The organism is Pseudonocardia sp. HH130629-09 (assembly GCF_001294645.1).
GTDB lineage: Bacteria > Actinomycetota > Actinomycetes > Mycobacteriales > Pseudonocardiaceae > Pseudonocardia.
Genome location: NZ_CP011868.1, coordinates 4,934,269 through 4,959,674 on the forward strand (window position 1 = coordinate 4,934,269; position 25,406 = coordinate 4,959,674).

At 74.3% G+C, this 25,406-nt stretch carries 24 protein-coding genes; 8 read left to right on the plus strand and 16 right to left on the minus strand.

What is annotated here, in order from left to right:
* Together XF36_RS22895 and XF36_RS22900 are read right to left on the minus strand one after the other, a co-directional pair.
* On the minus strand, window positions 1–1,599 hold the full coding sequence (locus tag XF36_RS22895) for a hypothetical protein (protein ID WP_060713560.1): 1,599 nt from the start codon (window positions 1,597–1,599) through the stop codon (window positions 1–3).
* A gap of 43 nt (window positions 1,600–1,642) precedes the next feature.
* A complete protein-coding gene (locus XF36_RS22900; RefSeq protein WP_060713561.1) occupies window positions 1,643–3,385 on the minus strand; it encodes a hypothetical protein in 1,743 nt (580 codons plus the stop codon).
* 289 nt (window positions 3,386–3,674) lie between these two features.
* On the opposite strand from XF36_RS22900, the gene XF36_RS22905 reads away from it, so the two are divergent.
* The 4 genes from XF36_RS22905 to XF36_RS22920 all read left to right on the plus strand — a co-directional run bounded on the left by XF36_RS22905 (window position 3,675) and on the right by XF36_RS22920 (window position 6,599).
* Window positions 3,675–4,115: a Fur family transcriptional regulator gene (locus XF36_RS22905; protein WP_082375892.1), complete on the plus strand. Its 441-nt coding sequence runs from the start codon at window positions 3,675–3,677 to the stop codon at window positions 4,113–4,115.
* Entirely contained in the window at window positions 4,112–5,236 is a 1,125-nt protein-coding gene (locus XF36_RS22910) for a YgfZ/GcvT domain-containing protein (protein WP_060713562.1), read from the plus strand. The genes XF36_RS22905 and XF36_RS22910 overlap by 4 nt, the downstream gene beginning before the upstream one ends.
* Before the next feature lie 221 nt (window positions 5,237–5,457).
* Entirely contained in the window at window positions 5,458–5,664 is a 207-nt protein-coding gene (locus tag XF36_RS22915) for a DUF3073 domain-containing protein (RefSeq protein ID WP_060713563.1), read from the plus strand.
* A gap of 326 nt (window positions 5,665–5,990) precedes the next feature.
* Complete coding sequence (locus XF36_RS22920; protein ID WP_064485489.1) at window positions 5,991–6,599, plus strand: NUDIX hydrolase; 609 nt, start codon at window positions 5,991–5,993, stop codon at window positions 6,597–6,599.
* Window positions 6,600–6,871: 272 nt separating this feature from the next.
* Here the strand turns inward: XF36_RS22920 and purM are convergent, their stop codons facing one another.
* From purM to purS, 6 genes are all read right to left on the minus strand, one after another.
* On the minus strand, window positions 6,872–7,969 hold the full coding sequence (gene purM / locus XF36_RS22925) for a phosphoribosylformylglycinamidine cyclo-ligase (RefSeq protein ID WP_060713564.1): 1,098 nt from the start codon (window positions 7,967–7,969) through the stop codon (window positions 6,872–6,874).
* Between the two features lie 43 nt (window positions 7,970–8,012).
* The gene (gene purF, locus XF36_RS22930) at window positions 8,013–9,599 is read right to left on the minus strand and encodes an amidophosphoribosyltransferase (protein ID WP_060713565.1); all 1,587 of its coding nucleotides are present in this window, start codon (window positions 9,597–9,599) and stop codon (window positions 8,013–8,015) included.
* Window positions 9,600–9,718: 119 nt separating this feature from the next.
* Window positions 9,719–10,057, minus strand: coding sequence for a sterol carrier family protein (locus tag XF36_RS22935; protein WP_060713566.1), 339 nt, complete (start codon window positions 10,055–10,057; stop codon window positions 9,719–9,721).
* Window positions 10,057–12,381 carry a phosphoribosylformylglycinamidine synthase subunit PurL gene (gene purL / locus XF36_RS22940; protein WP_060713567.1) on the minus strand — a complete coding sequence of 775 codons (2,325 nt, stop codon included), beginning with the start codon at window positions 12,379–12,381 and terminating at the stop codon, window positions 10,057–10,059. Before purL ends, XF36_RS22935 begins: the two co-directional genes overlap by 1 nt.
* Before the next feature lie 165 nt (window positions 12,382–12,546).
* Window positions 12,547–13,221 carry a phosphoribosylformylglycinamidine synthase subunit PurQ gene (gene purQ, locus XF36_RS22945; RefSeq protein ID WP_060713568.1) on the minus strand — a complete coding sequence of 225 codons (675 nt, stop codon included), beginning with the start codon at window positions 13,219–13,221 and terminating at the stop codon, window positions 12,547–12,549.
* Window positions 13,218–13,451 (minus strand): phosphoribosylformylglycinamidine synthase subunit PurS, encoded by a 234-nt coding sequence (gene purS, locus XF36_RS22950; RefSeq protein ID WP_043278022.1) that lies wholly within the window; start codon window positions 13,449–13,451, stop codon window positions 13,218–13,220. The genes purQ and purS overlap by 4 nt, the downstream gene beginning before the upstream one ends.
* Window positions 13,452–13,511: 60 nt before the next feature.
* Here purS and XF36_RS22955 point away from each other — a divergent pair, with 60 nt between their 5' ends.
* The 3 genes from XF36_RS22955 to XF36_RS22965 are packed head-to-tail and all read left to right on the plus strand — an operon-like array spanning window position 13,512 to window position 15,564.
* Window positions 13,512–14,516 carry an NAD-dependent epimerase/dehydratase family protein gene (locus XF36_RS22955; RefSeq protein WP_060713569.1) on the plus strand — a complete coding sequence of 335 codons (1,005 nt, stop codon included), beginning with the start codon at window positions 13,512–13,514 and terminating at the stop codon, window positions 14,514–14,516.
* 44 nt (window positions 14,517–14,560) lie between these two features.
* A complete protein-coding gene (locus XF36_RS22960) occupies window positions 14,561–15,193 on the plus strand; it encodes an MBL fold metallo-hydrolase (protein WP_060713570.1) in 633 nt (210 codons plus the stop codon).
* Entirely contained in the window at window positions 15,193–15,564 is a 372-nt protein-coding gene (locus XF36_RS22965) for a VOC family protein (protein WP_060713571.1), read from the plus strand. Before XF36_RS22960 ends, XF36_RS22965 begins: the two co-directional genes overlap by 1 nt.
* 74 nt (window positions 15,565–15,638) lie before the next feature.
* Here the strand turns inward: XF36_RS22965 and XF36_RS22970 are convergent, their stop codons facing one another.
* The 6 genes from XF36_RS22970 to XF36_RS22995 form a co-directional block, all read right to left on the minus strand.
* Window positions 15,639–16,397: a DUF2334 domain-containing protein gene (locus XF36_RS22970; RefSeq protein ID WP_060713572.1), complete on the minus strand. Its 759-nt coding sequence runs from the start codon at window positions 16,395–16,397 to the stop codon at window positions 15,639–15,641.
* Between the two features lie 75 nt (window positions 16,398–16,472).
* Window positions 16,473–17,195 (minus strand): GolD/DthD family dehydrogenase, encoded by a 723-nt coding sequence (locus tag XF36_RS22975; protein WP_060713573.1) that lies wholly within the window; start codon window positions 17,193–17,195, stop codon window positions 16,473–16,475.
* A complete protein-coding gene (locus XF36_RS22980) occupies window positions 17,195–17,701 on the minus strand; it encodes a ribose-5-phosphate isomerase (RefSeq protein WP_060713574.1) in 507 nt (168 codons plus the stop codon). Before XF36_RS22980 ends, XF36_RS22975 begins: the two co-directional genes overlap by 1 nt.
* Window positions 17,698–19,425, minus strand: a complete 1,728-nt coding sequence (locus XF36_RS22985; protein ID WP_060713575.1) for a dihydroxyacetone kinase family protein — start codon at window positions 19,423–19,425, stop codon at window positions 17,698–17,700. Before XF36_RS22985 ends, XF36_RS22980 begins: the two co-directional genes overlap by 4 nt.
* Complete coding sequence (locus XF36_RS22990; protein WP_238588992.1) at window positions 19,422–20,753, minus strand: RbtT/DalT/CsbX family MFS transporter; 1,332 nt, start codon at window positions 20,751–20,753, stop codon at window positions 19,422–19,424. Before XF36_RS22990 ends, XF36_RS22985 begins: the two co-directional genes overlap by 4 nt.
* A complete protein-coding gene (locus XF36_RS22995) occupies window positions 20,750–21,841 on the minus strand; it encodes an alcohol dehydrogenase catalytic domain-containing protein (protein ID WP_060713576.1) in 1,092 nt (363 codons plus the stop codon). The genes XF36_RS22990 and XF36_RS22995 overlap by 4 nt, the downstream gene beginning before the upstream one ends.
* A 152-nt stretch (window positions 21,842–21,993) precedes the next feature.
* Between XF36_RS22995 and XF36_RS23000 the strand changes: the two genes are divergently transcribed.
* Window positions 21,994–22,944 carry a sugar-binding transcriptional regulator gene (locus XF36_RS23000; RefSeq protein ID WP_060714914.1) on the plus strand — a complete coding sequence of 317 codons (951 nt, stop codon included), beginning with the start codon at window positions 21,994–21,996 and terminating at the stop codon, window positions 22,942–22,944.
* A gap of 188 nt (window positions 22,945–23,132) precedes the next feature.
* Here XF36_RS23000 and XF36_RS23005 read toward each other — a convergent pair whose 3' ends face one another.
* Window positions 23,133–23,990: a phosphoribosylaminoimidazolesuccinocarboxamide synthase gene (locus XF36_RS23005; protein WP_060713577.1), complete on the minus strand. Its 858-nt coding sequence runs from the start codon at window positions 23,988–23,990 to the stop codon at window positions 23,133–23,135.
* On the minus strand, window positions 23,987–25,405 hold the full coding sequence (gene purB, locus XF36_RS23010; RefSeq protein WP_202968436.1) for an adenylosuccinate lyase: 1,419 nt from the start codon (window positions 25,403–25,405) through the stop codon (window positions 23,987–23,989). The genes XF36_RS23005 and purB overlap by 4 nt, the downstream gene beginning before the upstream one ends.
* Between the last annotated feature and the right edge of the window lies 1 nt (window position 25,406).

Genomic DNA, 25,406 nt, shown 5'->3' on the forward strand with positions numbered 1-25,406 from the left:
TCAGCGCTCGGCGTCCTCGCCGTCGAGGATGGTGCGGACCTCGTCGACGGCCATCCCGGAGAGCCGGCCGATCTGCACCGGGTCGAGCCCGCACTCGTGCAGGCGCCGGACGGCGCCGGCCAGGTCGTCACGGCGGCGGCGCAGGACCTCGTCGAGCTCGACGATGCGGTCGCGGGTGTCGTCGAGCCGTTCGGTCGCGTCGACGGCGCGGGCCGGGTCCTCGAGGAGCACCCCGAGCAGCCGGTCCTTCGCGTCACCGGCCGCCGGAGTGCGGGCCCCCGCGGTCGGGACGACGGCGAGCGGCAGCTCCTGCTGCTCCCCGCCGGGGACGTCGGGCTGCGGGTCGACGACCGCGTCGGTGCCGCGCAGACGCGCCCGCTGCACGGCCCGGGCGGCGAGGGCCTGCTGTACGGCCCGGGAGACCGGTTCGGGGGTCGGTCGGGACGTGGCCCCGGTGGTCGGGGTCGGTACGGCGGGGGGGACCGGTGTGGCCGGTATCGCGGAGGTCGCGGGGAGGTCCTCGGACGCCGGTTCGGTGCGCTCGGCCGACCAGGGCGGCAGCGGACCGGTCGCGGTGTCCTGCCGGTCGGCCGGGGTCCGCTCCGTCGCCGGGGTCACGGTGTCGTCTCCGGCCGGGGTCTGCTCGACCGCGGCGGGCGTGGCGTCCGGGCCGGGCGCGACGACGTCGGTGAGGTCGTCGACGACGCGCAGCCGCGCGACCGGCCACTCCGGGGCCGACGGCGTCGCCGGGTGGTCCGAGGTCCCCGCCGCATCCTGGTGCGTGGTGCTCTGGCCCGCTGCGTCCTGGTCCGCGGCGCCCTGGTTCGTCCTGTCCTGGTCCGTAGCGTCCTGGTCCGCGTCGTTCCGGTCCGGCGCGTTCCGGTCCGGCACGTTCTGGTCAGCGGTGGCCCGGTCAGCGGCGGCATCGGTCGGGGCGGCGGTATCGGTCAGGGCGGCGGTATCGGTGTGCCGGGCCGGTCGCAGACCGGTCGACCGGGAACGCGGGGTCGGTCGTGGCCGGGGCAGCGGCTCCCCCGCGGCGGCACCCGACGCTCCGGCACCCGGCGCACCGGCACCGGACGCCCCGGCACCGGACACCCCGGCACCCGACGCCGGCGGCACCGCGGCGAGCGACACGGCGGCCGTCGCCTCCGGGGCACGGCCCCGGGCGAGAGAGGCCGCGTCGGGCAGCTCGTCGGCCGGGGCGAACAGTGCCTCCGGCGAGCCGTCGCCCCCGTCGCCCCCGTCGTCGTCGGGAGCGGCGTGCCGCGCCGCACCGGACGCGACGGCCGCGCCGGCGTACGCGGGCACCCGCGGCAGCGGCCCCGTGTCCGCGCCGCTCTCGGCGACCACGTCGGCGACGGTCCGAACACGGGCCGGGGGCGGCGGATCGGCCGGACCACCGGCCGCCTCACCGGTCCAGTCCGCATAGGACGGCTGCGGGTCCGCGGCCGTGCGCGGGGGCTCGAGCGGCAGCGGCACGGGCGCGGAGGTGCGGCGCGCACGCCACACCCCCCACAGGACCAGTACCACGAGCACGCTCGCGCCCAGCACCGCCACGAGGGGCAGGACCGGGACCGTGAACGAGCCGAGCTGCATGGGCCCGGACCTTATTGGGGTCCCGGGCCCCGCGCGGGGAACCTCAGCTGCTGCGCGTCCCCGTCGAGGGCTGCGCCGCGTCCGTCCGGCCCTTGTCCCCGGTGGCCGTGCCGGAACCGTTGCGGCTCGCGCCGTTGCCCTTCCCGCCGCCCTGCGACGACGGCTCGGACCCCGACGACGCACCGTTACGACCGTTCTGACCGTGGCCGGCCTGGCCGGAGCCGTTGCGCGCGCCCTCCGGACCTGGTCGTGCCGGGCCTCGCCCGGGGGCCGGGTTCGCGGTCGTCGGCGGCTCCACGTCGGCCTTCGCACCCTCGGCCGCGGTGCCCTTGTCCCCTGTCGGCGGCTTCTGCGAACCATCCGTTGGGGTGTCACCGGAACGGCGGACGGCGCCGACCGCGACCGTGCGCTCGGCGTCGCCGCCGGACTTCGGACCCGGGTCCTGGACCGGCACCACCGACGTCTTCGGCTCCGCCTCGACCGGGCGGGAGTCCGACGCGGGCCGGAACAACTCGGCGGGCTCGGGCTCGTCCCCGGGGCGGGCGGCAGCGGCACGCTCGGCGCCACCCTGCTGCCCAGTGGGGGCCGGCGACGGGCGCGGGCCCGGTGCGGGCCGCGGGCCCGGGCGCGGACCGGAGTTCTTGTCCCCGTCGGTCTTGTCCCCGTCGGTACCGCCCGGCCGCTGTCCCGCGCCGTCGGCCCGGGCGGGCTGTGGCGCGCCGGCCGGACGGCCGCCGCCCGAGCCACCGGAGCCGGGCGAGGCCGGACCCGAGGCGGGCCGGGGCTGGGACCCGGAGTCCTGGCGGCCCGGGCCGGGGCCCGGCTGCGGACGCGGACCGGGACGCGGTGCCGCGTCGCCCGACGGCGACGCCTGAGCGGCCGCCGGTCGGGCGCCGTTCACCCCGGCACCGTTGACACCGGCCGCGGGTGCCTGCGGGCGGCCGTTCGGGGAGTTCTGCGGACGCGCAGGGCCCTGCTCCTTCTGACCGGGACGCTCCTGCTGGCCGGGCCGCTGCTCGGCCCCCGGGCGCTCCTCGGCGCCGGACCGGGAACCGGGACGCTGCGGCTCCGGGGCACCCGGGCGCAGGCCGGGACGACCGGGCCGCTGGTCCGCGGAGTCGGGACGGGCCTTGGCCTGGTCGGAGCGCCCCTGGGCGGAACGCTCGTCGGACGACGCCGCCTCGCCGGCCGGTCCGCCGGGCTTCTGCGCCGGACCGGGAACCGGTCGGACCTCGTGGCGGGCCTTGTCCCCCGCGGCCGGGTCCTTCCCGACCTCGGCGCGCAGCTCGTCGCGACGACGGGTCAGCTCGCTGACCTCCGTGCGGAGCTTGTCGCCCTGCTCACGGGCACGGTCGGCGTCGGCACGGGCGCGGTCGACCTGCTTGCGGGCCTCCGCGACGACGCGCTCGGCGTCGGCACGGGCCTTGTTGCGGATCTCCTCCGCCTCCTCCTCGGCCTTCTGCAGGATCGCCTGCATGCGGTCGGAGAAGCTGTCGACGGCACCGTGCCGGTCGGAGTCCGGCGGCCCCGGGACGGGGCGTGGACCGGGACGCGGCACCGGGCGGGGTGGCCCACCCGCCGGCCCGACGGCGAAACCGCCGGGCGGCGGCACCGGCATGGGCGGCGGGATCGGCCTGCTCCGCAGTGCCTCGAGGTCCGCCCGCATCCGGCCCATCACCCGCTGCATCCCGACGATGTGCTCGTCGACCTGCCGTCGGTCGTAGCCGCGGAGAACGACGTCGAACCGCGGGGAACCGCCCGGGCGGTCCGCCCCGTCTGCCGTCATCGCCTCTCCTCAGGTCGTCGACATGGGTGCCCTCGACGGGCACGTTCGAGGTCGGCGGACCGACGGTCCGGCGCGACCTCGCCGGTCAGGGTAGTCACGACGCCGGGGTCGCGGCGAACCACGCAGCGTGCACCGGTCGTCCGTCGGCGTGGCGGGCCCCGCGACGGACGGTTCCGTGACACGATGTTCGGTCACCGTCCTCGTGGCCCGATCCTACCGGGCCACACCGAATACCATCGGCGGCGTGGACAGCACACTGAAGGGCACGTTGCACCGGCGTGGGCTCCGGATGACCCCTCAACGCCAGCTCGTGCTGGACGCGGTCAGGGAGCTGGGGCACGCGACACCCGAGCAGGTGTGCACCCGGGTCCAGGCGACGGCACCGGCGGTGAACATCACGACCGTGTACCGGACACTGGACCTGCTCGAGGAGCTCGGCGTCGTCCGGCACGCCCATCTCGGGCACGGGGCGCCGACCTACTCCGAGCACCAGCACCGCCACGTCCACCTCGTCTGCCACCACTGTGGCCGGGTGGACGAGGCGCCGACCGAGCTGCTCTCCGATGTGGCGAGTCGCACGCTCGCCGACCTGGGCTTCCGCCTGGACGCGACGCACGTGGCCCTGTCCGGCACGTGCGTCGACTGTGCGCACGACGACGAGGACTCCGCCGAAGGAGCCCCCCAGCAGGACGACACGGCGCCCCGCGAGGGCGCGGAGGGAGACCGGTGACCGTTCCCGGATCCGAGCAGACCCCGGACACCACCGACGCCGAGGGCTCGACCCCCGACCCGGACGACGCCGTCGCCGCGCACCACGGCGACCCGCCGGCCGAGCAGCGGGCGATGGCCCGCTCGGCGGCCGTCGTCGACCGCGGACACCGCGAGGTGCTGGCGGTGACCGGCGAGGAGCGGCTGTCCTGGCTGCACCTGCTGCTCACCCAGCACGTCAGCGAGCTGCCGCCCGGCACCGGCACCGAGGCCCTGGTGCTCGACGCGCAGGGCCGGGTGCTGCACCACATGGCCGTCGCGTCGTCGGCGGACACGGTCTGGCTCGACACCGAGCCCGGTGAGGGCACCGCCCTGCTCGACTACCTGTCCAAGATGGTCTTCTGGTCGAAGGTCGAGCCGCGCGACGTCACCGCCGAGCTGGCCGTGCTGTCCGTCGTCGGCCCCGAGACACCCGCCGTGCTCGCCGCGGCCGGGCTCCCGGTTCCCGATGCGCCGAACGGCGTCACGGCCCTGCCGGACGGCGGGTTCGTGCGACGGATGCCGTGGCCGGGCCGGGACGCGGCGGACGTCGTCGTCCCCCGCGGCACGAAGGACGCCCGCTGGGAGGACCTCACCGCCGCCGGGGCGCGGGCCGCCGGGACGATCGCGTTCGAGGCGCTGCGGGTGGAGTCGTGCGCACCGCGCCTGCGCCGCGACACCGACGACCGAACCATCCCGCACGAGGTCGGCTGGATCGGCTCCGCCGTGCACCTCACCAAAGGCTGCTACCGGGGGCAGGAAACCGTCGCCCGGGTGGCGAACCTGGGCCGCCCCCCGCGGCGCACGGTGCTGCTGATGCTCGACGCGGGCGACGAGGACCTGCCCCGCACCGGCGACCCGGTGGTGCGCGACGGCCGGACCGTCGGCCGGGTGGGCACGGTCGTCCAGCACCACGAGCTGGGCCCGGTGGCGCTCGCGCTGCTCAAGCGGTCGGTCCCGGTCGACGCCGAGCTGACCGCGGGCGCCGACGACCGGGTCTCCCCGGCCACGATCGACCCGGACTCCTACGAGCCGGACCCGGACACCCCACCGCCGGGCCGTGCGGCCCGGGAACGGACGGGCGGCGCCGCGCGCCGCGGGTGACGCGCGGCCCGGCCGGACCGCCGTGGGGCGTCCACCGGGTGAACAACCGGGTGTCACGCACCGGTCCGCGGCCGGGTCCGCCTGTGACGACGGCGGTGCCGCGTCGCATGTTCCGGGGTGAGCAGGGTACGGTTGCTCTCACGACATTGATGAGACGAGAGGGGCCGCCGGGTCATGCGCAATGGCCGGCCGCCCCTTCCCTGTTGTAAGGGGGACCTGCCATGGGGCGTGGACGAGCCAAGGCCAAGCAGACGAAGGTGGCCCGTGAGCTCAAGTACAGCTCCCCTTCTATGGATCTCGACGCCTTGCAGCGGGAGATCGGTAGTGCGACGGCGGTGACGACGACGGACAGCCGCGAGGACGACTACGGCGAGTACGACGACTTCGCCGCCAAGTACAACGACGAGGACGACGACCCTCGGCGTTGACGGCCACTTCGGCGCCCGGCCCCCGTCGTGTTGCGACGGTCCGGGCGCCGCGGCACGTGCCGACCGGTGAGTCCGCTCACCGGACCGGTCGCACCGGCCGGTTTCCCCTGGCCGCTCGGATAGGGCAAGATCACGACCTGTCTCCCGTGGGAGGCGTGGTCACCGGTCCCGTCACGTCCGAGGTGTTCAGCAGATGCGCGGCAACCTGTTCGCGGTCGCCGTCAACCTGGTCGTGCTGACCGTACGGTCGGACCGCCTGCACGTGCTGCTCATCGAACGGGGCGAGCCCCCCGTTCCTCGGGCACTGGGCGCTGCCCGGTGGTTTCGTGCGCCCGGAGGAGGATCTGGTCCACACCGCCAGTCGGCGGTTGGACGAGGAGACCGGGACCGACACCGGCAACGCCGTCTGCGGGCACCTCGAGCAGCTGGCGAGCTATGCCGCCCCCGACCGCGATCCCCGCGGCCGGGTCCTGTCCGTCGGCTACCTCGCGCTCCTGCCGGACATGCCGGAGCCGACGCCGGGCGGCGGTGCCACCGCGTCCGCGTGGTGTGCCGTCGACGACGTGCCGCAGCTGGCGTTCGACCACCAGCGCATCCTCGCCGACGGTGTGGAGCGGGCGAAGTCGAAGCTCGAGTACACGACGCTCGCCGTGTCGTTCTGTCCGGACGAGTTCACGGTGACCGACCTGCGCCGGGTCTACGAGGCCGTCTGGGAGACCTCCCTCGACCCGCGCAACTTCCAGCGCAAGGTGACCTCCACCGACGGCTTCCTCGTGCCGACGACGACGCTGGTCACCGGAGGCCGAGGGCGTCCGCCCCGGTTGTTCCGCCGGGGTCCGGCGACCGCGCTGCACCCCCCGATGCTGCGCGAGTCGCACCGCGCCGGGAACCGACCGACCGCGCAGGACGCGGCGTCGCCGCCGGGACCGGCGTAGCGCACGGTCGAGGAGACCCGGACCAGGTCGCCGCCCGGCTGAGCCGCGCCACTCGCCCGACCGAGCGCCGGCGACACACCCTGCGCCGAGTTCGCTTACCGGGTAAGCGATCTCCACGCGGAGACCGTCCCCGCCCGGAGGCCGGGACGGCGCCGCGACGCCGTGCGAGGAGCGCGCCGGATGGCGGAGGGACACGCCGCGGAGCCGGGCACCGCACCGAAACCCCGCGCACCGGCCTGCCGGTCCCGGCGGAGCCGGACGGCACGGGCCGCTCAGAAGCGGGGGTGCTCCCCGCGCAGCTGCACCCGGGCGCCGAGCTCGCCGGAACCGGCACCGTCGACGTCGCCGATCCGGCCGACCTCGCCCAGGATCCAGGCGGGCACGTGCCGCGCGGTGAGGACAGCCAGGGCGCGGTCGACGTCCTCGGGCGGGAGCACCGCGACCATCCCGACGCCCATGTTGAACGTCTTCTCCATCTCCGCACGCTCGACGCGGCCGCGGGACTGGATCAGCTTGAAGATCGGGGCCGGCGTCCAGGAGCCGCGTTCCACGGTGGCGGCGAGACCGTCGGGCAGCACCCGCTCCAGGTTGCGGGCCAGCCCGCCGCCGGTGATGTGGGAGAACGTCCGCACGCCGGTCTCGGCGGTGATCGCCAGGCAGTCCTTGGCGTAGATCCGGGTCGGGACGAGCAGCTCCTCGCCGAGGGAGTGGTCGAACTCCTCCAGCTCACCGGCCAGCGGCAGCCGGGCGATGTCGAGCAGCACGTGGCGGGCCAGGGAGTACCCGTTGGAGTGCAGCCCGGAGGAGCCGAGCGCGACCAGCACGTCGCCGGGGCGGACCCGCTCGGGTCGCAGCATCTTCTCGGCGTCGACGACACCGACACCGGTCGCGGAGAGGTCGTAGGCACCCTCCTCCATCAGGCCGGGGTGCTCGGCGGTCTCGCCGCCGAGCAGCGCGCAGCCCGCGGTCTGGCAGCCCTCCGCGATGCCGCGCACGAGTGTCGCCACCTTGTCGGGGACGATCTTGCCGATGGCGATGTAGTCCTGCAGGAACAGCGGCTCGGCCCCGCAGACCACCAGGTCGTCGACGACCATCGCGACGAGGTCCTGACCGACGGTGTCGTGCTTGTCCATCGCCTGAGCGATCGCGACCTTGGTGCCGACGCCGTCGGTCGAGGCGGCCAGCACCGGCTCGGAGTACTTGCCGAACTTCGCCGCGAACAGGCCGGCGAACCCCCCGATGCCGCCGCGCACCTCGGGCCGGGTCGCCTTCTCCGCGAACGGACGAAAACGCTCGACCGCCTGCTCCCCCGCGTCGATGTCCACACCCGCGGAGGCGTAGCTGGCGGGGCCGGGCTCGGTCGAGGGCATGCGTGGTCTCTCCAGGTCGGGGCGGGGTCGTGATCGGGTGCCGCTACGGGCGGGTCAGCGCTTCCCCGGCACCGTATCCGACGGACAACGGCCCCGGATCGCCAGAGGCCGCACCCGACGCCGTCGGCTCCGGGACGTCCTCCAACAGGTGCTTGCCGAGCTGGGCCTCCTCCGGCAGCGGGATCGGGTACTCCCCGTCGAAGCAGGCGCAGCACAGCCGCGAGCGCGGCTGCTCGGAGGCGGCGACCATCTGGTCGACCGAGACGTAGCCGAGGCTGTCCGAGCCGATCGAGCGTCGGACGCCCTCGGTGTCGGCGCCGTTGGCGATGAGCTCGGCCCGGCTGGCGAAGTCGATGCCGTAGAAGCAGGGCCAGCGCACCGGCGGCGAGGCGATCCGCACGTGCACCTCGAGCGCGCCGGCCTCGCGCAGCATCCGCACCAGCGCGCGCTGGGTGTTGCCGCGGACGATCGAGTCGTCGACGACGACCAGGCGCTTGCCGCGGATGACGTTGCGCAGCGGGTTCAGCTTCAGCCGGATGCCGAGCTGGCGGATGGTCTGGCTGGGCTGGATGAAGGTGCGCCCGACGTAGGCGTTCTTCACCAGGCCCTGGCCGTAGGGGATGCCGGAGCCCTGGGCGTAGCCGATCGCGGCCGGGGTGCCGGACTCCGGGACCGGGATGACCAGGTCGGCCTCGACCGGGTGCTCCTCGGCGAGCCGGCGGCCGATCTCGACCCGGGTGTCGTAGACCGAGCGGCCGGCGATGGTGGTGTCCGGGCGCGCCAGGTAGACGTACTCGAACACGCAGCCCTTCGGCTCCGGGGCGGCGAAGCGCTGGCTGCGGATGCCGTCGGAGTCGATCGCGATGAGCTCGCCCGGCTCGACCTCGCGGACGAAGGAGGCACCGACGATGTCCAGCGCCGCCGTCTCCGACGCGACGACCCAGCCCCGCTCCAGGCGGCCCAGCACCAGCGGGCGGACGCCGTGGGAGTCACGGGCAGCGTAGAGGGTGTTCTCGTCGGCGAAGGTCAGCGAGAACGCGCCGCGCAGCCGCGGCAGCAGCCGCATCGCGGCCTCGTAGACGCCGAGGTCCGCGGCGCCCGCGGCGAGCAGCTCGGTGAGCAGGTCGGAGTCGGTGGTCGCACGCAGCCCGGACCGCTTGCGGTTCTCCAGCTTCGCGACGGCGTCGCGCAGCTCGGCGGTGTTGACGAGGTTGCCGTTGTGGCCCAGCGCGAGGCCCGAGCCCGCGGCGGTGGTGCGGAACGTCGGCTGGGCGTTCTCCCAGGTCGTCGCGCCGGTCGTCGAATAGCGGCAGTGCCCGACGGCGAGGTGCCCGCGCAGCGAGGACAGCGTCTGCTCGTCGAACACCTGGCTGACCAGGCCGAGATCCTTGAACACCACGGTGCGACGGCCGTCGGACACGGCGATGCCGGCGGCCTCCTGGCCGCGGTGCTGCAGCGCGTAGAGGCCGTAGTAGGTCATCTTCGCGACGTCCTCGCCGGGGGCCCAGACGCCGAACACACCGCACTCCTCGCGGGGTCCTGACTCGTCGGGCTCGGGGCCGGAGGGGGCGACAGGGGTGAGGGAGAGGGTTCGTTCAGGGCTGACGTGCTCGTTCCGGACGGAACTCAACGCGGCGCTCCTCGGCTGGCGGCGTACCGGGACCAGGGCACGACTGTACGCCCCGAGATCACCCATCCCCAGGTACGGGGACAGGGGTCACGTCGGCGTCGCACACCGCTCCCGTCCCGTCAGGGCGTGCGCAGCGGCAGGAACGAGGAGATCTCCCCCGCCCGCGACCCCGACGCGGACACCCGCCCGGTGGCGACGGCGTCGTCCCAGCTCAGGCGGCCGATGGCGAGCGCGATCCAGGTCCGCGGATCGGCCTCGACGACGTTCGGCGGGGTGCCGCGGGTGTGCCGCGGCCCCTCCACGCACTGCACCGCGCCGAACGGCGGGACCCGCACCTCGACGCTGCGGCCGGGGGCGCGCCGGGCGAGCTCGTCCAGTGACTCCCTGACCGCGGCCTTGCGCACCGCCCGCTCCGGCTCGACGTCCCGGTCGACCCAGTCGGCGAGGAGGTCGGACATCAGACCGAGACGGCGCCGAACCGCGCGGGGAGGGTGCCCTCCCAGGCGGACCGCAGCTCGTCGAGCGGCACCGCACCGACGGCGTCGCCCAGGTCGACGGCGTCGCCCAGGTCGACGGCGTCGCCACCGGTCTCGCCGAGCCGCAGCGCCGGGACGCCGGCCTCGGCGGCGCGGACGAGGAACGCGTCGGCCCCGTCGGCGGGAACGGTGACCAGCACCCGTCCGGCGGACTCGGCGAACAGCGCGGTGAAGGAGTCCTCGTGCACCCCGGCCAGGTCGACGCGGGCGCCCCGGCCCCCGGCGAGTGCGGCCTCGACCAGGCCCTGGGCCAGGCCGCCGTCGGACAGGTCGTGGCTTCCGGTCAGGGCCCGGTCCGCGGCCGCGGCCGCGAGGAGCTGCGCGAGGCGCCGCTCGTGCTCCAGGTCCACGGCGGGCGGCCGTCCGCCGAGGTGCCCGTGCACCTCGTGCGCCCACTCCGACCCGCCGAACTCGGCGGCGGTGGTGCCGAGCAGGACGATCGTGTCGCCGTCGGCACCGGCGAACCCGGACCGGACCGCGGTGGTGACGTCGTCGACCACGCCGAGCACGCCGACGACCGGGGTCGGCAGGATCGCGGTCGTCCCGGTCTGGTTGTAGAAGCTCACGTTGCCGCCGGTGACCGGGGTGCCCAGCACCGCGCAGCCGTCGGCGAGACCGCGCACGGCCTGCTCGAACTGCCACATGACGTGCGGGTCCTCCGGCGAGCCGAAGTTCAGGCAGTCGGTGACGGCGAGCGGCACGGCGCCGGAGGTCGCGACGTTGCGGTAGGCCTCGGCCAGCGCGAGCTGCGCGCCGACGTACGGGTCGAGCACGACGAAGCGGGAGTTGCAGTCGGTCGCGACGGCGATGCCGCGGCCGGTGGACTCGTCGACCTGCACGACCCCGGAGTCGGCGCCGTGCGCGGCGACGGTGTTGCCGCGGACGTAGCGGTCGTACTGGTCGGTGACCCAGGCCCGCGACGCGAGGTTCGGCGCGGCGGCCATCCGCAGGATCTCCGCGCGCAGCTCGGACGGGGTCTCCGGGCGGGGCAGCGCCTCCGGCGAGTCCGCGTTCAGCGCGTCCTGCTTCGCGTCGTCCCGGGCGACCGGACGGGTGTAGACCGGGCCCTCGTGGGCGACGGTGCGCGGCGGCACGTCGACGACGGTCTCCCCCTGGGAGGTGATCACCAGGCGGTCGCCGTCGGTGACCTCGCCGATCACGGTGGCGATGGTGTCCCACTTGCGGCAGACGGCGAGGAAGGCCTCGACGTTCTCCGGGGTCACGACGGCGCACATCCGCTCCTGGGACTCCGAGGAGAGGATCTCGGCGGCGGTCATGCCGGTGGCGCGCAGCGGGACAGCGTCGAGGTCGACGTGCATGCCGCCGTCGCCGGCGGAGGCGAGCTCGGAGGTCGCACACGACAGCCCGGCACCGCCGAGGTCCTGGATGCCGACGACCAGCCCGGCCGCGAACAGCTCCAGGCAGCACTCGATGAGGACCTTCTCGGTGAACGGGTCGCCGACCTGGACGCTCGGGAGCTTCTTGCGCCCGGTGCCGCCGCTCTCGGCGTCGAAGGTCTCCGACGCCAGCACCGACACGCCGCCGATGCCGTCCAGCCCGGTCGTCGCCCCGAACAGGATGATCTTGTTGCCGGTGCCGGAGGCGAACGCGAGGTGCAGGTCCTCGGTTTTCAACGCGCCCACGCACAGGGCGTTGACCAGCGGGTTCCCCGCGTAGGACGGGTCGAAGACGACCTCGCCCGCGACGTTCGGCAGACCGAGGCAGTTCCCGTAGCCGCCGACCCCGGCGACGATGCCGGGCAGCACCCGGCCGGTGTCGTCGGCGTCGAGCGGGCCGAAGCGCAGCGGGTCGCCGACGGCGATCGGGCGCGCGCCCATCGCCATGATGTCGCGGACGATGCCGCCGACACCGGTCGCCGCGCCCTGGTAGGGCTCGACGTAGGACGGGTGGTTGTGCGACTCGACCTTGAAGGTGACCGCCCAGCCGTCGCCGACGGACACGACTCCCGCGTTCTCGCCGATCCCGGCGAGCATCGTCGAGCGCATCTCCTCGGTGGTGGTCTCACCGAAGTAGCGCAGGTGGACCTTGGAGGACTTGTAGGAGCAGTGCTCGCTCCACATCACCGAGTACATCGCGAGCTCGGCGTCGGTGGGCCGGCGGCCGAGGATCTCCCGGATGCGGGCGTACTCGTCGTCTTTGAGCCCCAGCTCCCGGAAGGGCTGCGGCTGCTCCGGAGTGGCCTCGGCGTTCTTGACGGAATCGACCGGCACCTGGGACTGCGTCACGGGGCCAGGGTAGACGGGCCGCCCCGGTCCGCGTCCCGGCACGGTGCCGGGGCCCACAGGCGGGTTCCCCACAGCGGGCCCCGGGGGGGCGGAGACGGAGACGGCCGGTGGTCAGCGGGGACCACCGGCCGGGCCGTGCGTCGACGAGGGGGGTCGGGCGCCGGGTCAGGCGGTGGCCCGGGCCAGCACCGAGGTGAACAGGCCGAGGCCGTCGGCGGACGGGCCGGTCAGCCCGCTGGTCGCGTGCTCCGGGTGCGGCATGAGCCCGACGACGTTGCCCGCCGGGTTGGTGATGCCGGCGATGTCACGCGTCGAGCCGTTGGGGGCGGGCTCGCTGTAGCGGAACACCACGCGGCCCTCGCCCTCCAGCTCGTCGAGGGTCGCGGCGTCGGCGACGTAGCGCCCCTCCTGCGACTTCAGCGGGATCGTCAGCCGGTCCCCCGCGGTGTAGTCGCTGGTCCACGCGGTCTGCGCGTTCTCCACGGTCAGCTCGAGGTCGCGGCACAGGAAGTGCAGCCCGGCGTTCGCGACGAGCGCGCCCGGGAGCAGGTGTGCCTCGCAGAGGATCTGGAAGCCGTTGCAGATGCCGAGCACCGGCAGACCGCGCCCGGCGCCCGCCACGACCTCGGTCATGATCGGCGCCAGGCTCGCGATCGCCCCGGCGCGCAGGTAGTCGCCGTAGGAGAACCCACCCGGCACGACGACGGCGTCCACATCCTGCAGGTCGTGGTCGCCGTGCCACAGCGGGACGGCCTCGGCGTCGGCGCGGCGGACCGCTCGGGCGGCGTCGGCGTCGTCGAGGGTCCCCGGGAAGGTGATCACACCGACGCGGGTGCTCACAGCCGGGTCACCGTCCAGTCCTCGATCACCGGGTTCGCCAGCAGCGAACCGGCGAGCCGGTGCAGGGTCTCGTCGTCGACGCCGTCGGAGACCTCCAGCTCGAAGTGCTTGCCCTGCCGCACCCCGCTCACCCCGGACACACCGATCCGAGCGAGCGCCCGGGTCACGGCCTGACCCTGCACGTCGAGGATCTCGGGCTTGGGCATCACGTCCACCACCACTCTGGCCACGGGGTCAGCCTACGGTGAACAGGGGCGACGGCTCGACGTGCGTGCCCTCACCATCGGCCCATGCAGATGCTCGTCCTGGGGGGAACGGTGTTCCTCTCCCGCGCGGTCGCCGCGGCAGCGCTCGCCGCGGGACACACGGTGACCTGCGTGTCCCGTGGGGTCTCCGGGGCGCCACCGGACGGCGCGGAGGCGGTGACGGCCGACCGGTCCCGGCCCGGGGCGCTGGCCGCGGCGCTGCACGGGCGCACGTTGGACGCCGTCGTGGACGTCGCGACGATGTCGGCGCCGTGGGTCCGCGACGCCCTCGACGCGCTGCACGGCCGGTTCGGGCACTGGACCTTCGTCTCCTCGGTCAACACCTACGCCGACCTGTCGCTGCGCGGCGGGACCGTGGCGCAGCCGACCCTGGCACCGCTGCACGGCCGGCCCGACGAGGAGCTCGCGAAGCGGGACCCGGACGTCTACGGCGCCGCGAAGGTCGCGAGCGAGCAGGCCGTGCGGGAACGGGCCGGCGACCGGGCGCACGTGGTGCGCGGCGGGCTGATGTGCGGGAACGGCGACCTGTCCGACCGCTACGGCTACTGGGCGGACCGGTTCGCCCGTGGGGGCCGGGTGGTCGTCCCGGACGTGCCCGCCCAGCCGATGCAGCTCGTCGACGTCGACGACCTCGCCGCCTGGATCGTGGCCTGCGCGGCCGACGGCACCACCGGCACCCACGACGGCACCGGCCCGCGGTCCACCCTGGACCGGGTGCTCGCCGCGACCGCCGCCGCCGTGGGCGCCGGCGACCTGGAACTCGTCCGGGTCCCGGAACCGACGCTGGTGGAGCAGCGGATGGGGAGCTGGGCCGGTCCGCGGTCGTTGCCGCTCCGGCTGCCGGAGGAACTCTGGGGCATGGTCGACCGGGACGTCACTGCGACGCTCGCCGCGGGCCTGACACCCCGCCCGCTCGCCGACACCGCTCGCGCCGCGCTGGCGTGGGACCGTGGGCTCGGCGCCGGTCGGGAGCGCCGGGCCGGGCTCACCGACGCCGAGGAACGGGCCGTGCTGCGAGCGCTCGGCTGAGTAGAGCGACGTTCCCCCGCCCCCCGACCGGGCATGCTGGTCCCATGCACCTGACGCATTACGGCCACGCCTGCGTCCTGGTCGACACCGGGTCGGCCAGGCTCCTGTTCGACCCGGGCACGTTCTCCACCGGCTTCGAGACCCTCGACGGCCTGGACGCGATCCTGGTCACCCACCAGCACTTCGACCACGTCGACGCCGACGCGCTGCGCACTCTGCTGCGCGCCAACCCCGACGCCGCCCTGGTCACCGACGGCCAGACCGCCGAGCAGCTGGACGGCATCGACGCCCGCACCGCCGCCCCCGGCGACGTGCTGGCCCTCGGTGGCGCCGAGGTGACCGTCGTCGGGTCCGGGGACCATGCGCAGATCCACCCGGACATCCCGCTGGTGGCGAACAACGGCTACCTCGTCGACGGCGCGCTCCTGCACCCCGGCGACGCCTACGTCCCGCCGGGCGTCGAGGAGCTGGCGACGCTGCTGCTCCCGACCGGCGCGCCGTGGTTGAAGGTGTCCGAGGCCGTCGACTACCTGCGGGCGGTCGCGCCGCGCACGGTCGTCCCGATCCACGAGGGCACCCTCGCGAACCCGGCGCTGCACTACCGGTTCTTCGACGACCTGGGTCCCGACGCCACCACCCTCCTGGTCCCCGACCTGGAGAAGGCGATCACCGTCTGATGGCGCTGCAGTGGGAGCAGGTCGTCGTCGACGCCCGGGACCCGATCCGGCTCGGCCGCTGGTGGGCCGAGGCCCTGGATTGGACGGTGGCGAACGCCTCGGCGGCGGAGTTCGAGATCCAGCCGGCCGTGGGTGTCACCCCCGGGTTGATCTTCGTGCCGGTCGCGGAGGGCAAACGGACCAAGAACCGGCTGCACATCGACCTGCGACCGGACGGCGTGCGCGACTCCGAGGTCGCCCGGCTGCTCATGCTGGGCGCGACCCGGGTCGACGTCGGCCAACACCGCGTCCCGGCCGACGAGGTGTCCTGGACGGTGCTCGCCGACCCCGAGGGCAACGAGTTCTGTGTGCTCGGCGAGCGGCGGACCTGACACCTGTCCACAGGTGGCACCGGTTGTCCACAGGGGAACACACACTGTGGACAACCGAGCCGACCGCCGGGGAGCTAGGCTGCCGGGGCCGCGGCGGGGAACAGCGTGCGGTGCACGGCGCCGACGGCGCCCGCTCCGCGCGCCGCGTCGACGGCGGCCAGCGCGGTCTCGACGCGGTGCTCGCGACGCAGGTCCTTGGCCCGCAGCGCGAGCCGGACGAGCCCTCCGCGCTCGGCGGTACGCACGGCCTGCTGTTCCAGCGCCCGTCCGCGACGGCGTTCCCCCGCGCGGCGCTCGCCCCGCCAGGGCTCGGACGAGCGGAAGGTGAGCACCCGCGAGCGCAGCACCGGACCGCCGGTCGCGCGGACGGTCGTCTCGTCGGCGCACAGACCGAAGCCGAGGTCGGCGAGCGCGTCGAGGGTGCCCTCGGAGGCGATCCAGCCGGGCGGGGCGAAGCCGTCGGTGGACAGCCCGGTCGCGAGCAGGATGCGCCGGGCACCGGTCAGCCGCAGGCCCGCCTCGTGCCGAGGCAGCGCGCCGAACTCGGTGCGCCGCCCGATCCGCGGGACGGTGCCGTTCTGCCAGGCGCCCACCGGGTCGCTCGTGTGGTCGAAGCCGTGCAGGAGCAGGTCGTCCCCGGCGCGGACGCGGCCGGCGATCCAGCGGACCAGGTCGTCGCCGCGGCGCAGCGGTCCGTCGGGGCCCTTGGGCTGCACGAGATGGGTCAGCGGCACGCCGCGCCGGTCCAGCTCCGCGGCGAACGCGGCGGCGCGGGCGCGGTCGGCGTCGTCGGAGTCGGTCAGGCCGGACAGCGAGACCAGCAGCGTGCTCATGGCCCCATCCGACCCGACCGAGATGAACCCCGTGTGGAGCCGCCGGATCGCGCGGACGACGATCGGCGGGCGTTCTCAGCGGGCTGTGAACCCGCCGTCGACCCGCAGCTCGGCCCCGTTGACCATGGCGGCCTCGGCCGAGGCCAGGTAGACGACGGCCGCGGCGACCTCCGACGGCTCGGCGAAGCGTCGCGCCGGGATCTCGGCGCGGTGCGCGTCCCCGGCCGGGTTGTCCCACGCCGCGCGGCCCAGGTCGGTGAGCACGACCGTCGGCGAGACGGCGTTCACCGTCACCCCGTGCGGCCCCCACTCGACGGCGAGGGTGCGGGTGAGCCCGTTGATCCCAGCCTTGGACGCGCAGTAGGCCGCGTGCTGCTCCAGCCCGCTGCTCGCCGCCTGCGAGGCGAGGTTCACGATCCGCCCGAACCCCTGTCCGACCATGACCCGGCCCGCGGCGCGGGCCATCAGCCAGGACCCAGTGAGGTTCACGTCCAGGGTGCGGCGCCAGTCGTCGATCCCCAGCTCCAGGGCGGGGGCGAGCCGCGCGATCCCGGCCGAGTTGACCAGCACGTCGACCCGGCCGTGCCGGGCGACGACCTCGTCGACGCAGGCCGCCGCGGCGTCGGGGTCCGCGACGTCGACGACGTGGGTCGACGCGCGGGCGTCCGGGACGCCGTCGGTGCGCAGGTCCGCGGCGGCGACCACCGCGCCCTGCCCGGCGAGCGCCCGGACCACCTCGGCGCCGATCCCCGACGCGGCCCCGGTGACGAGCGCGACCGACCCGGTGAGGTCGAACATCAGCAGTCCGTCCCGACGGTCTCCGCCTCGGCGAGGCGCTCGCCGTCGCGCCGGTCGTAGGAGTCGAGCGCGGCGACCTTCTCCGCCGACGCGCTCGCCGGGTCGAAGCGGTGGTCGAGCCAGCCGTCGACGAGCGTGCGCGCGAGCTCGATCCCGACCACGCGCTGGCCCATGCAGAGGACCTGCGCGTTGTTGGACTTCACCGAGCGCTCGACGGAGAACGGGTCGTGCGCGGTGACCGCACGGACCCCCGGCACCTTGTTCGCCGAGATCGCCACGCCCAGCCCGGTCCCGCAGATGAGCAGGCCACGGTCGGACTCCCCGTCCGCGATCCGGCGGGCCGCGGCGACGCCGATGTGCGGGTAGGCGGTGTGCCCGTCCGCGCCGACGCCGATGTCGACCACCTCGGCGACGCGGTCGTCGGCCTCCAGGTCGGCCTTCAGCTTCTCCTTGTAGTCGTAGCCGGCGTCGTCGGCGCCCACCACGATGCGCAGCTTCTCGCTCACGTCTGCTCCTCCTGCGACGTCAGGGCGTCGGCGACGGCCGTGACGATCAGGCCGAGGCTGGTCGCCCCGGCGTCGGGTGTGCCCACGCTCTTCTCGGCCAGCGGGCGGGCCCGTCCGATCCGTGGCCGCAGGTCGGCGGTCGCGGCGGCGGCGTCGGTCGCGGTCGCGGCGGCGGCCGTCCACGCGGTGGCCAGGCCCTCGCCGTCGCCGACCCGGCGCTCCAGCTCGTCGACGAAGGGCAGCAGCGCGTCGAGCAGGGTCTTGTCCCCCGCCCGCGCCCCACCGAGCTGCTCGATGGTCGTCGCGAACGTGCGGACCCCGGCGGCGACGGTCGCGGCCGGGTAGCCGTCGGCGGTGTCACCCAGGTGTCGCCCGAACGCCTCGAGCGCGGCACCCCACAGCACCCCGGAGGTGCCGCCGGCACGCTCGGCCCAGGCCTGCCCGGCCTGCCGGAGCACCCAGCCGCCGCCGACGTCGTCGCCGAGCTCGGCGACCCGGGCGGTGGCGGCGGTGACGCCCTTGAGCATGCCGCGGCCATGGTCACCGTCGCCCGCGACGGCGTCGATCCGGCCCAGCTCGTGCTCGTGGGAGCGGATCGTCGACTCCGTCGCCGCCAGCGCGGCGCGGACGGTGCCCGCCAGCTCCCGGGCCGCGGCGCTCGCCGCGGGCGCGGTGACGACCGCGTCGGCCTCGGCGAGCTCGTCGGCGGTCGGCTCGCGCAGCGCCGCCAGCGGCGCGGCGGTCTTGCGGTAGGCGGGGGTGTAGGCGTCCGCCCGCCACAGCGGCTCCAGCTCGTCGTCGAGCCACATCAGGGTGAGCGAGCAGCCACCCATGTCGAGGCTGGTCACGAGCTCGCCGACCTCCGGGTCGACGAGCTCGTACCCGGCGGCGCGCAGCCGCGGCGCGACGTGACGCCACAGCAGGAACAGCTCCTCGTACTTCGTGGTGCCCAGCCCGTTCAGGATCGCCCCGACCCGGGCGGGGGCTCCCGGGGGAGCGTGCTTCAGCACGTCGTCGACCAGCAGTTCCGCCAGCTCGCGGGCGGGCAGCATCGGGACGTCGCGGATGCCGGGCTCGCCGTGGATGCCCAGGCCGAGCCCGAGGTGTCCGGGGGGCACCGAGAACAGCGGCTCGTCCTCGCCGGGCATCGTGCAGCCGGTGAACGCGACGCCGAGGCTGCGGGTGGCGGCGTTGGCGGCCCGGCCGAGCCGTTCGACCTCGTCGATGTCCGCGCCGCGCGCGGCGGCGGCGCCCAGCGCCTTGAACACCGTGAAGTCGCCGGCGATCCCGCGGCGCCGTGACTCCTCGTCGGCGGAGGCGACGTCGTCGGTGACGACCACGATGCGGGTGTCGATCCCCTCCTCCCGCAGCCGATCGGCCGCGATCCCGAAGTTGATGTTGTCACCGGCGTAGTTGCCGAAGCTGAACACCACGCCGCGGCCCTGGTCGGCGGCCTTCGCGACCGAGTACGCCTGCGCGGCCGACGGCGAGGTGAAGATGTTGCCGACGACGGCGCCGTGCGCGAACCCTGGCCCGACGGTCCCGCAGAACGCGGGGTAGTGCCCCGACCCGCCCCCGATGACGACGGCGACCTGGGGGTCGCCGTCGCCACGGTGGGCCACCACGCCGCCGTGCACCCCTCGGACACGGTCGGCGTAGAGGTCGAGGAAGCCGTCGAGTTGGTCGTCGGCGAACGTGGCGGGGTCGTCGTAGATCCTGGTCACGAGGTCTCCTTCACCGGGGTCGCGACGGCGGCGCGCGGCGTGGGGGCGTCCTGCGGGACGTTCAGGAACGAGACCATTACGAACGCGGCCGCGTAGAGGGCGACGAAGGCCCACACGACTCCGACGTTCCCGGCGCCGATCCCCAGCATCAGCGCGACGACGCCGGACCCGAGGAACGCGGCACCGCCCGCGGCGGTCGTGTACATGGCCATCGCGGCGCCCTTGTGGTCGGGTGCGAGCGCGGGCATGATCGCGCCCATCGGGACGAACCCGGCGAGCAGGCAGCCGAACACGCAGCCCGCGGCGACCGAGACCCAGAAGCCCCAGGTCGATCCGGCCGGGACGGCGTGCGGCACGTACCACCAGAGCAGCAGGCCGACGGCGGAGCCGAAGACGCCGAACCACTGCACGGTGCGACGCCAGCCCCACCGGTCGCCCACCGCCCCGAACACCGCGTTGACCAGGATGTTCGTCGCGTAGACGAACACGGTCATGGTCAGCCAGCGGCTCTGGCCCCAGCCGAGGTCCACCGCGATGACGGTCGGCAGGATGATGAACATGCCGTACTGCGGCGCGGTGTTGATCAGCCGGACCAGGAAGCCCATGAGGATCTTCGGGTTGGCCGCGGTCAGCCGCAGCCCGGCGGTCAGCACCTGGCCGGTGGTCTCCCCCGCCGGCGCGAGCCGCTGCGTGGCGTGCGGCTCGTGCACCCCGAAGCGGGCGATCAGGAACCCGGCGACGACGAGCGCGGTCGAGCCGACCATCGCGGCGGTCTCGCCACCGGTGCCGCCGCCGAAGGCCGGGATCATGCCGAGCGCGAACAGCGAGCCCAGGGTGGGCAGGCCGCCGGTGAACATGACGTAGAACCAGCCGACGGCGACGCCGTTGCGCGAGTACGGCGTGACGACGTTGATCCACACCAGGAACGCGAACGCGAAGAGCGGGTAGCCGAAGCCGCGCAGGAAGTAGGTGGCGGCGACCAGCGGGAGGCTGCCGAGCTGCAGGCTCAGCAGGAACAACACCTCGAACACGACCCAGACGACGACGCCGAGGGTCATGACCCGGCGCGGCCCCCACAGGTCGGCGAGCGCGCCGGACAGGTAGCTGCCGATCAGCACGGCCAGGCTGTAGCCGGTGATGATCGTCGCGACGGTGGCCTCGGGCGAGCCGAGCACCGCCTCGATGTGCGGGGAGATGAAGTTGGACTCGGTCCCGTTGCCGGTCATGAAGACCAGCACGCCGAGGAAGCCCCAGCGCAGGGAGTGCGGGATACCGATGCGGTCGAGGAAGGTCTCGCGCGATGTCGTCGTCGACATGGCGGCGCTCACGCGTTCGGGAGGATCGAGACCTTGACCGACGCACCGGAGGTGTCGCCGACCAGGTCGAGGGCCTTCTGGAACTCCGCGAGCGGCACCTGGTGGGTGCAGATGTCGTCGATCGGAAGCTTCCCGTCCTCCAGCATCTTGATCGCGGCGGGCCAGCAGTGCGGACCGAGGTGGGCGCCGCGGACGTCGAGCTCCTTGTCGTCGGAGATGATCGACCAGTCGACGGTGACCTCGGAGCCGAAGACCGAGTACTCGACGTAGGTGCCGAGCTTGCGCAGCAGGTTCAGCCCCTGCGCGACGGCCGGCACGGCGCCGGAACCCTCCAGGTAGACGTCGGCGCCGTAGCCCTCGGTGAGCTCCTTGACCCGGGCGACCGCGTCCTCGCGGGAGATGTTGATGGTGAGGTCGGCGCCGGTGCGGCGGCCGAGCTCCAGCTTCTCGTCGTCGAGGTCGAGCGCGATCAGCAGACGGGGGTTCTTCGCGCGGGCGCCGGCGATCAGGCCGAGGCCGATCGGGCCGCACCCGGCGACGACCACCACGTCGTCGAAGGAGATCGTGGCGCGCTCGACGGCGTGCAGCGCACACGACAGCGGCTCGGCGAACGCGGCGTGCTGCGGTGCCAGGTCCGGGGAGACCCGGTGCACCCTGGCGCGGGTCGGGACCAGCATGTACTGGGCCATGGCGCCGTCGAAGTTGCGGAAGCCGAACATGTCGTGCGGCCCGCACATCCAGTACTGGCCGCGCAGGCAGTAGCGGCACTGCTCGCAGGGGACGATCTGCTCGCAGGCGACGCGGTCGCCGACGGACACGCCGTGCAGGGCGAGGCCCTCGTCGTCGCCGGACACGATCCGGCCGACGAACTCGTGGCCCGGGGTCACGCCGGTCTGGGCCCAGGCGGGGCGGTTCTCGTCGCCCCAGAACTTCGCGGCGCCGTGGTAGCACTTCAGGTCGCTCGCACACACGCCCACGGCCTCGACCTGCATGAGCAGCTCACCAGAGCCGGGCTTCGGGACGTCCACCTCCTCGAGGCGGTAGTCCTCGGGGCCGTGCACGACCACCGCCTGCATCCGGGTGGGGATGTTCTCTGCCACGGCGAAACCTCCATTGGTGCCATGCGGGCTGCTGCATACCTCTGTCGGTGAGCATGCGTTCTCCCGTGAACATCCGTCAACACATCCGTTCCTGATTGAACAAACGTGCAGTAGGCTGGACCGACACCGGTCCGACGCAGTGGAGGATGGCGATGGCGCCGAACGACGTCTCCCGACGCGACCTGGGGCTGATGCACCGGGCCGCACGGCTGTACTACGTCGACGAACTCAACCAGGCCGCGATCGCCGAACGGCTCACCGTGTCGCGCCCGACCATCTCCCGGCTGCTCGCCGAGGCCCGCCGGGTCGGGATCGTGCAGATCACCGTGCACGACCCGGACTCGCTGCACACCGGCGACGACGACGCGCCCCGGCTCGCCGCCGCGCTCGGGCTGGACCGGGTGTGGCTGGCCCCGGTCGTCACGGGTGACCTCGGCCGGTCGCTCGCCGAACCGGTCGGTGAGGCGCTGCGGGAGGCCGGTCTGCGTGCGGGCGACGTCCTGCTCGTGTCCTCCGGGCGCGCCGTGTGGGAGCTGAGCCACACCGCGCTGCCCACACTGGCCGGCTGCGAGATCGTGCCGACCGTCGGCGGGGTCGCCGAGCCCGAGGCGTGGCACCAGACCAACGAGATCGTCCGGTCGGTCGCCGAACGCGGGCACGGGCGCCCGCACTTCCTGTTCACCCAGGCCATGCCGTCACCGGCGATGAGCCGCACGCTCGCCGACGACCCGGAGTTCCGCCGGGTCACCGGGTTCTGGTCGCGGGCGCAGGCCGCCCTGGTCGGCGTCGGCGCACCCCCCGCGGGCCGCGACTCGATCTCGACCTCGGTCCCCCTCGACGACGAGGGGCTGCGCGCCGGCGTCGGCGACGTCTGCCTGAACTTCTACCGCGCCGACGGACGCCCGATCGCCTTCCCGGGCAGCGACCGGATGGTGCGGATCTCCCCGGACCAGCTGCGCCGGGTGCCGCGGACGATCGCCGTCGCCGTCGGGGAGGAGAAGGTGCCGAGCATCGTCGGCGGGGCCAGGGCGGGCCTGTTCAACCGCCTGGTCACCGACGCTCCGACCGCCCGGGCCCTGCTCGACGCCCTGCCCCCGGCCTGACCAGCACCTCGGCGCCGCCACCACGGCGGCCCGCGGCCTCCCCGGCGCCCCGCGCGTGGGTCGCCACGTCCGTCGTACCCCACCGGTGGTCGGCGCACCCCGCGCGGAGGGTGCGGCGACCGCCGGTGGGGTGCGACGTGCCGCGCTGCCGCGGGCGGGCCGGTGGCAGGGCGTGGTGGCGACGCGGGTCAGGCGGTGGGTGAGGTCCAGGGGGTGCCGGTGATCCGGCGGTAGACCTCGGCGTAGCGGTCGTGGACGACCTTCACGACGTCGTCGGGGACCTCGGGGCCGGGAGCGGTGCGGTCCCAGTCCAGACCGGCGGACCAGTCGCGGACGTACTGCTTGTCGAAGGAGAACTGCACGCGACCGGGCTCGTAGGAGTCGGCGGGCCAGAACCGCGACGAGTCCGGGGTGAGCACCTCGTCGCCCAGCACGATCTCGCCGGAGGCGTCCCGGCCGAACTCCAGCTTGGTGTCGGCGACGAGGATCCCGCCCTGCGCGGCGGACTCGGCGCCGCGGCGGTAGACCTCCAGGGTCAGGTCCCGCAGCCGGGCCGCGGTGTCGGCGCCGAGCAGGGCCACGACGTCGTCGAAGGTCATGAACTCGTCGTGCTCGCCGACCGGCGCCTTGGTGGTCGGGGTGAAGATCGGCTCGGGCAGCTTCGAGCCCTCGACCAGGCCGGTGGGCAGCGTGACGCCGGAGACGGCGCCGGTGCGCTGGTACTCCTTGAGCCCGAGGCCGGTGAGGTAGCCGCGGGCGATGCACTCGACCGGCAGCATCTCCAGCGGACGGCAGCGGACGGCCCGTCCGGCGAACTCGGCGGGGATGTCGTCGGTGCCGATGACGTGGTTGGGCACGAGGTCGCCGGTGCGCTCGAACCAGTACAGCGACAGCGCGGTGAGGATCGCGCCCTTGTCCGGGACCGGCGTCGGGAGCACCACGTCGTAGATCGACAGCCGGTCCGAGGCGACGAGCAGCAGCTGGGCCGGGTCTCGCGACTCGTCGAGGTAGAGCTCGCGGACCTTGCCGGAGTGGACGAGCCTCACAGGATCCCTCCGGGGGTGTAGGCGGCGGCCTCGGGGTGCTTCGCGGTGATCGCGGCGATCTTCTCCGTCACCGTGGTGACCTGTGCTGACGCGGCACCGGTGAAGCGCAGCGGGTCCTCCAGCAGCCGGTCCAGCGTGCCGACGGGCAGGCCGAGCCGGTCGTCGCCGGCGAGGCGCTGGAGCAGGTCGTTGTCGGCCTGGCCCTGCTCGCGCATCGCCAGCGCGACGGCGACCGCGTGCTCCTTGATGACCTCGTGCGCGGTCTCCCGGCCGACCCCGGCCCGCACCGCCGCCATGAGCACCGCGGTCGTGGTGAGGAACGGCAGGTAGCGGTCGAGCTCGCGGGCGATCACGGCCGGGTAGGCACCGAACTCGTCGAGCACGGTCAGGGTGGTCTCGTAGAGGCCGTCGAGGGCGAAGAACGCGTCCGGCAGCGCGACGCGGCGCACCACCGAGCAGGAGACGTCGCCCTCGTTCCACTGGGACCCGGCGAGGTCGGCGGTCATGCCCGACAGGCCGCGCAGGATCACCATGAGGCCGTTGATGCGCTCGGCGGAACGGGCGTTCATCTTGTGCGGCATGGCGCTCGAGCCGACCTGGCCGGGGGCGAAGCCCTCGGTGGCGAGCTCCGCACCCGCCATCAACCGGATCGTCGTGGCCAACGACGACGGCGCCGCCGCCAGCTGCACCAGCGCGGTGACGACGTCGTGGTCGAGCGAGCGCGGGTAGACCTGCCCGACGCTCGTGAACGCCTCGGCGAACCCGAGGTGCGTGGCGACGCGCCGCTCCAGCTCGTCGAGCTTGGCCGCGTCGCCGTCGAGGAGGTCGAGCATGTCCTGGCTGGTGCCCATCGGGCCCTTGATCCCGCGCAGCGGGTAGCGCGAGCGCAGGTCCTCCAGCCGGGCGTGCGCGACGAGCAGCTCGTCGGCCGCGGTGGCGAACCGCTTGCCCAGGGTGGTCGTCTGCGCGGCGACGTTGTGGCTGCGCCCGGCCATGACCAGCTCGGCGTACTCCGACGCGCGACGCCCGAGCCGCGCCAGGACCGCGACGGTCCTGTCGGCGACGAGCTCCAGCGACAGCCGGATCTGCAGCTGCTCGACGTTCTCGGTGAGGTCGCGACTGGTCATGCCCTTGTGCACGTGCTCGTGGCCGGCGAGGGCGTTGAACTCCTCGATGCGGGCCTTCACGTCGTGCCGGGTGACGCGCTCGCGGGCGGCGATCGAGCCCAGGTCGACCTGCTCGACGACGGCCTCGTAGTCGTCGATCACCGACGCCGGCACCTCGATGCCCAGGTCGCGCTGGGCGCGCAGCACCGCGATCCACAGCCGTCGCTCCAGCTGGATCTTGTACTCCGGAGACCAGAGGCGAACCAGCTCGGGGCTCGCGTAGCGCGCGGCCAGCACGTTGGGAATCACG

Excerpts from the sequence above, each read along its gene's own strand:
- XF36_RS22895 (WP_060713560.1), bottom strand. The coding sequence starts at position 1,599 with ATGCAGCTCGGCTCGTTCACGGTCCCGGTCCTGCCCCTCGTGGCGGTG.
- XF36_RS22900 (WP_060713561.1), bottom strand. The coding sequence starts at position 3,385 with ATGACGGCAGACGGGGCGGACCGCCCGGGCGGTTCCCCGCGGTTCGAC.
- XF36_RS22905 (WP_082375892.1), top strand. The coding sequence starts at position 3,675 with ATGACCCCTCAACGCCAGCTCGTGCTGGACGCGGTCAGGGAGCTGGGG.
- XF36_RS22915 (WP_060713563.1), top strand. The coding sequence starts at position 5,458 with ATGGGGCGTGGACGAGCCAAGGCCAAGCAGACGAAGGTGGCCCGTGAG.
- purM (WP_060713564.1), bottom strand. The coding sequence starts at position 7,969 with ATGCCCTCGACCGAGCCCGGCCCCGCCAGCTACGCCTCCGCGGGTGTG.
- XF36_RS22935 (WP_060713566.1), bottom strand. The coding sequence starts at position 10,057 with ATGTCCGACCTCCTCGCCGACTGGGTCGACCGGGACGTCGAGCCGGAG.
- XF36_RS22955 (WP_060713569.1), top strand. The coding sequence starts at position 13,512 with ATGCAGATGCTCGTCCTGGGGGGAACGGTGTTCCTCTCCCGCGCGGTC.
- XF36_RS22960 (WP_060713570.1), top strand. The coding sequence starts at position 14,561 with ATGCACCTGACGCATTACGGCCACGCCTGCGTCCTGGTCGACACCGGG.
- XF36_RS22965 (WP_060713571.1), top strand. The coding sequence starts at position 15,193 with ATGGCGCTGCAGTGGGAGCAGGTCGTCGTCGACGCCCGGGACCCGATC.
- XF36_RS22970 (WP_060713572.1), bottom strand. The coding sequence starts at position 16,397 with ATGAGCACGCTGCTGGTCTCGCTGTCCGGCCTGACCGACTCCGACGAC.
- XF36_RS22975 (WP_060713573.1), bottom strand. The coding sequence starts at position 17,195 with ATGTTCGACCTCACCGGGTCGGTCGCGCTCGTCACCGGGGCCGCGTCG.
- XF36_RS23000 (WP_060714914.1), top strand. The coding sequence starts at position 21,994 with ATGGCGCCGAACGACGTCTCCCGACGCGACCTGGGGCTGATGCACCGG.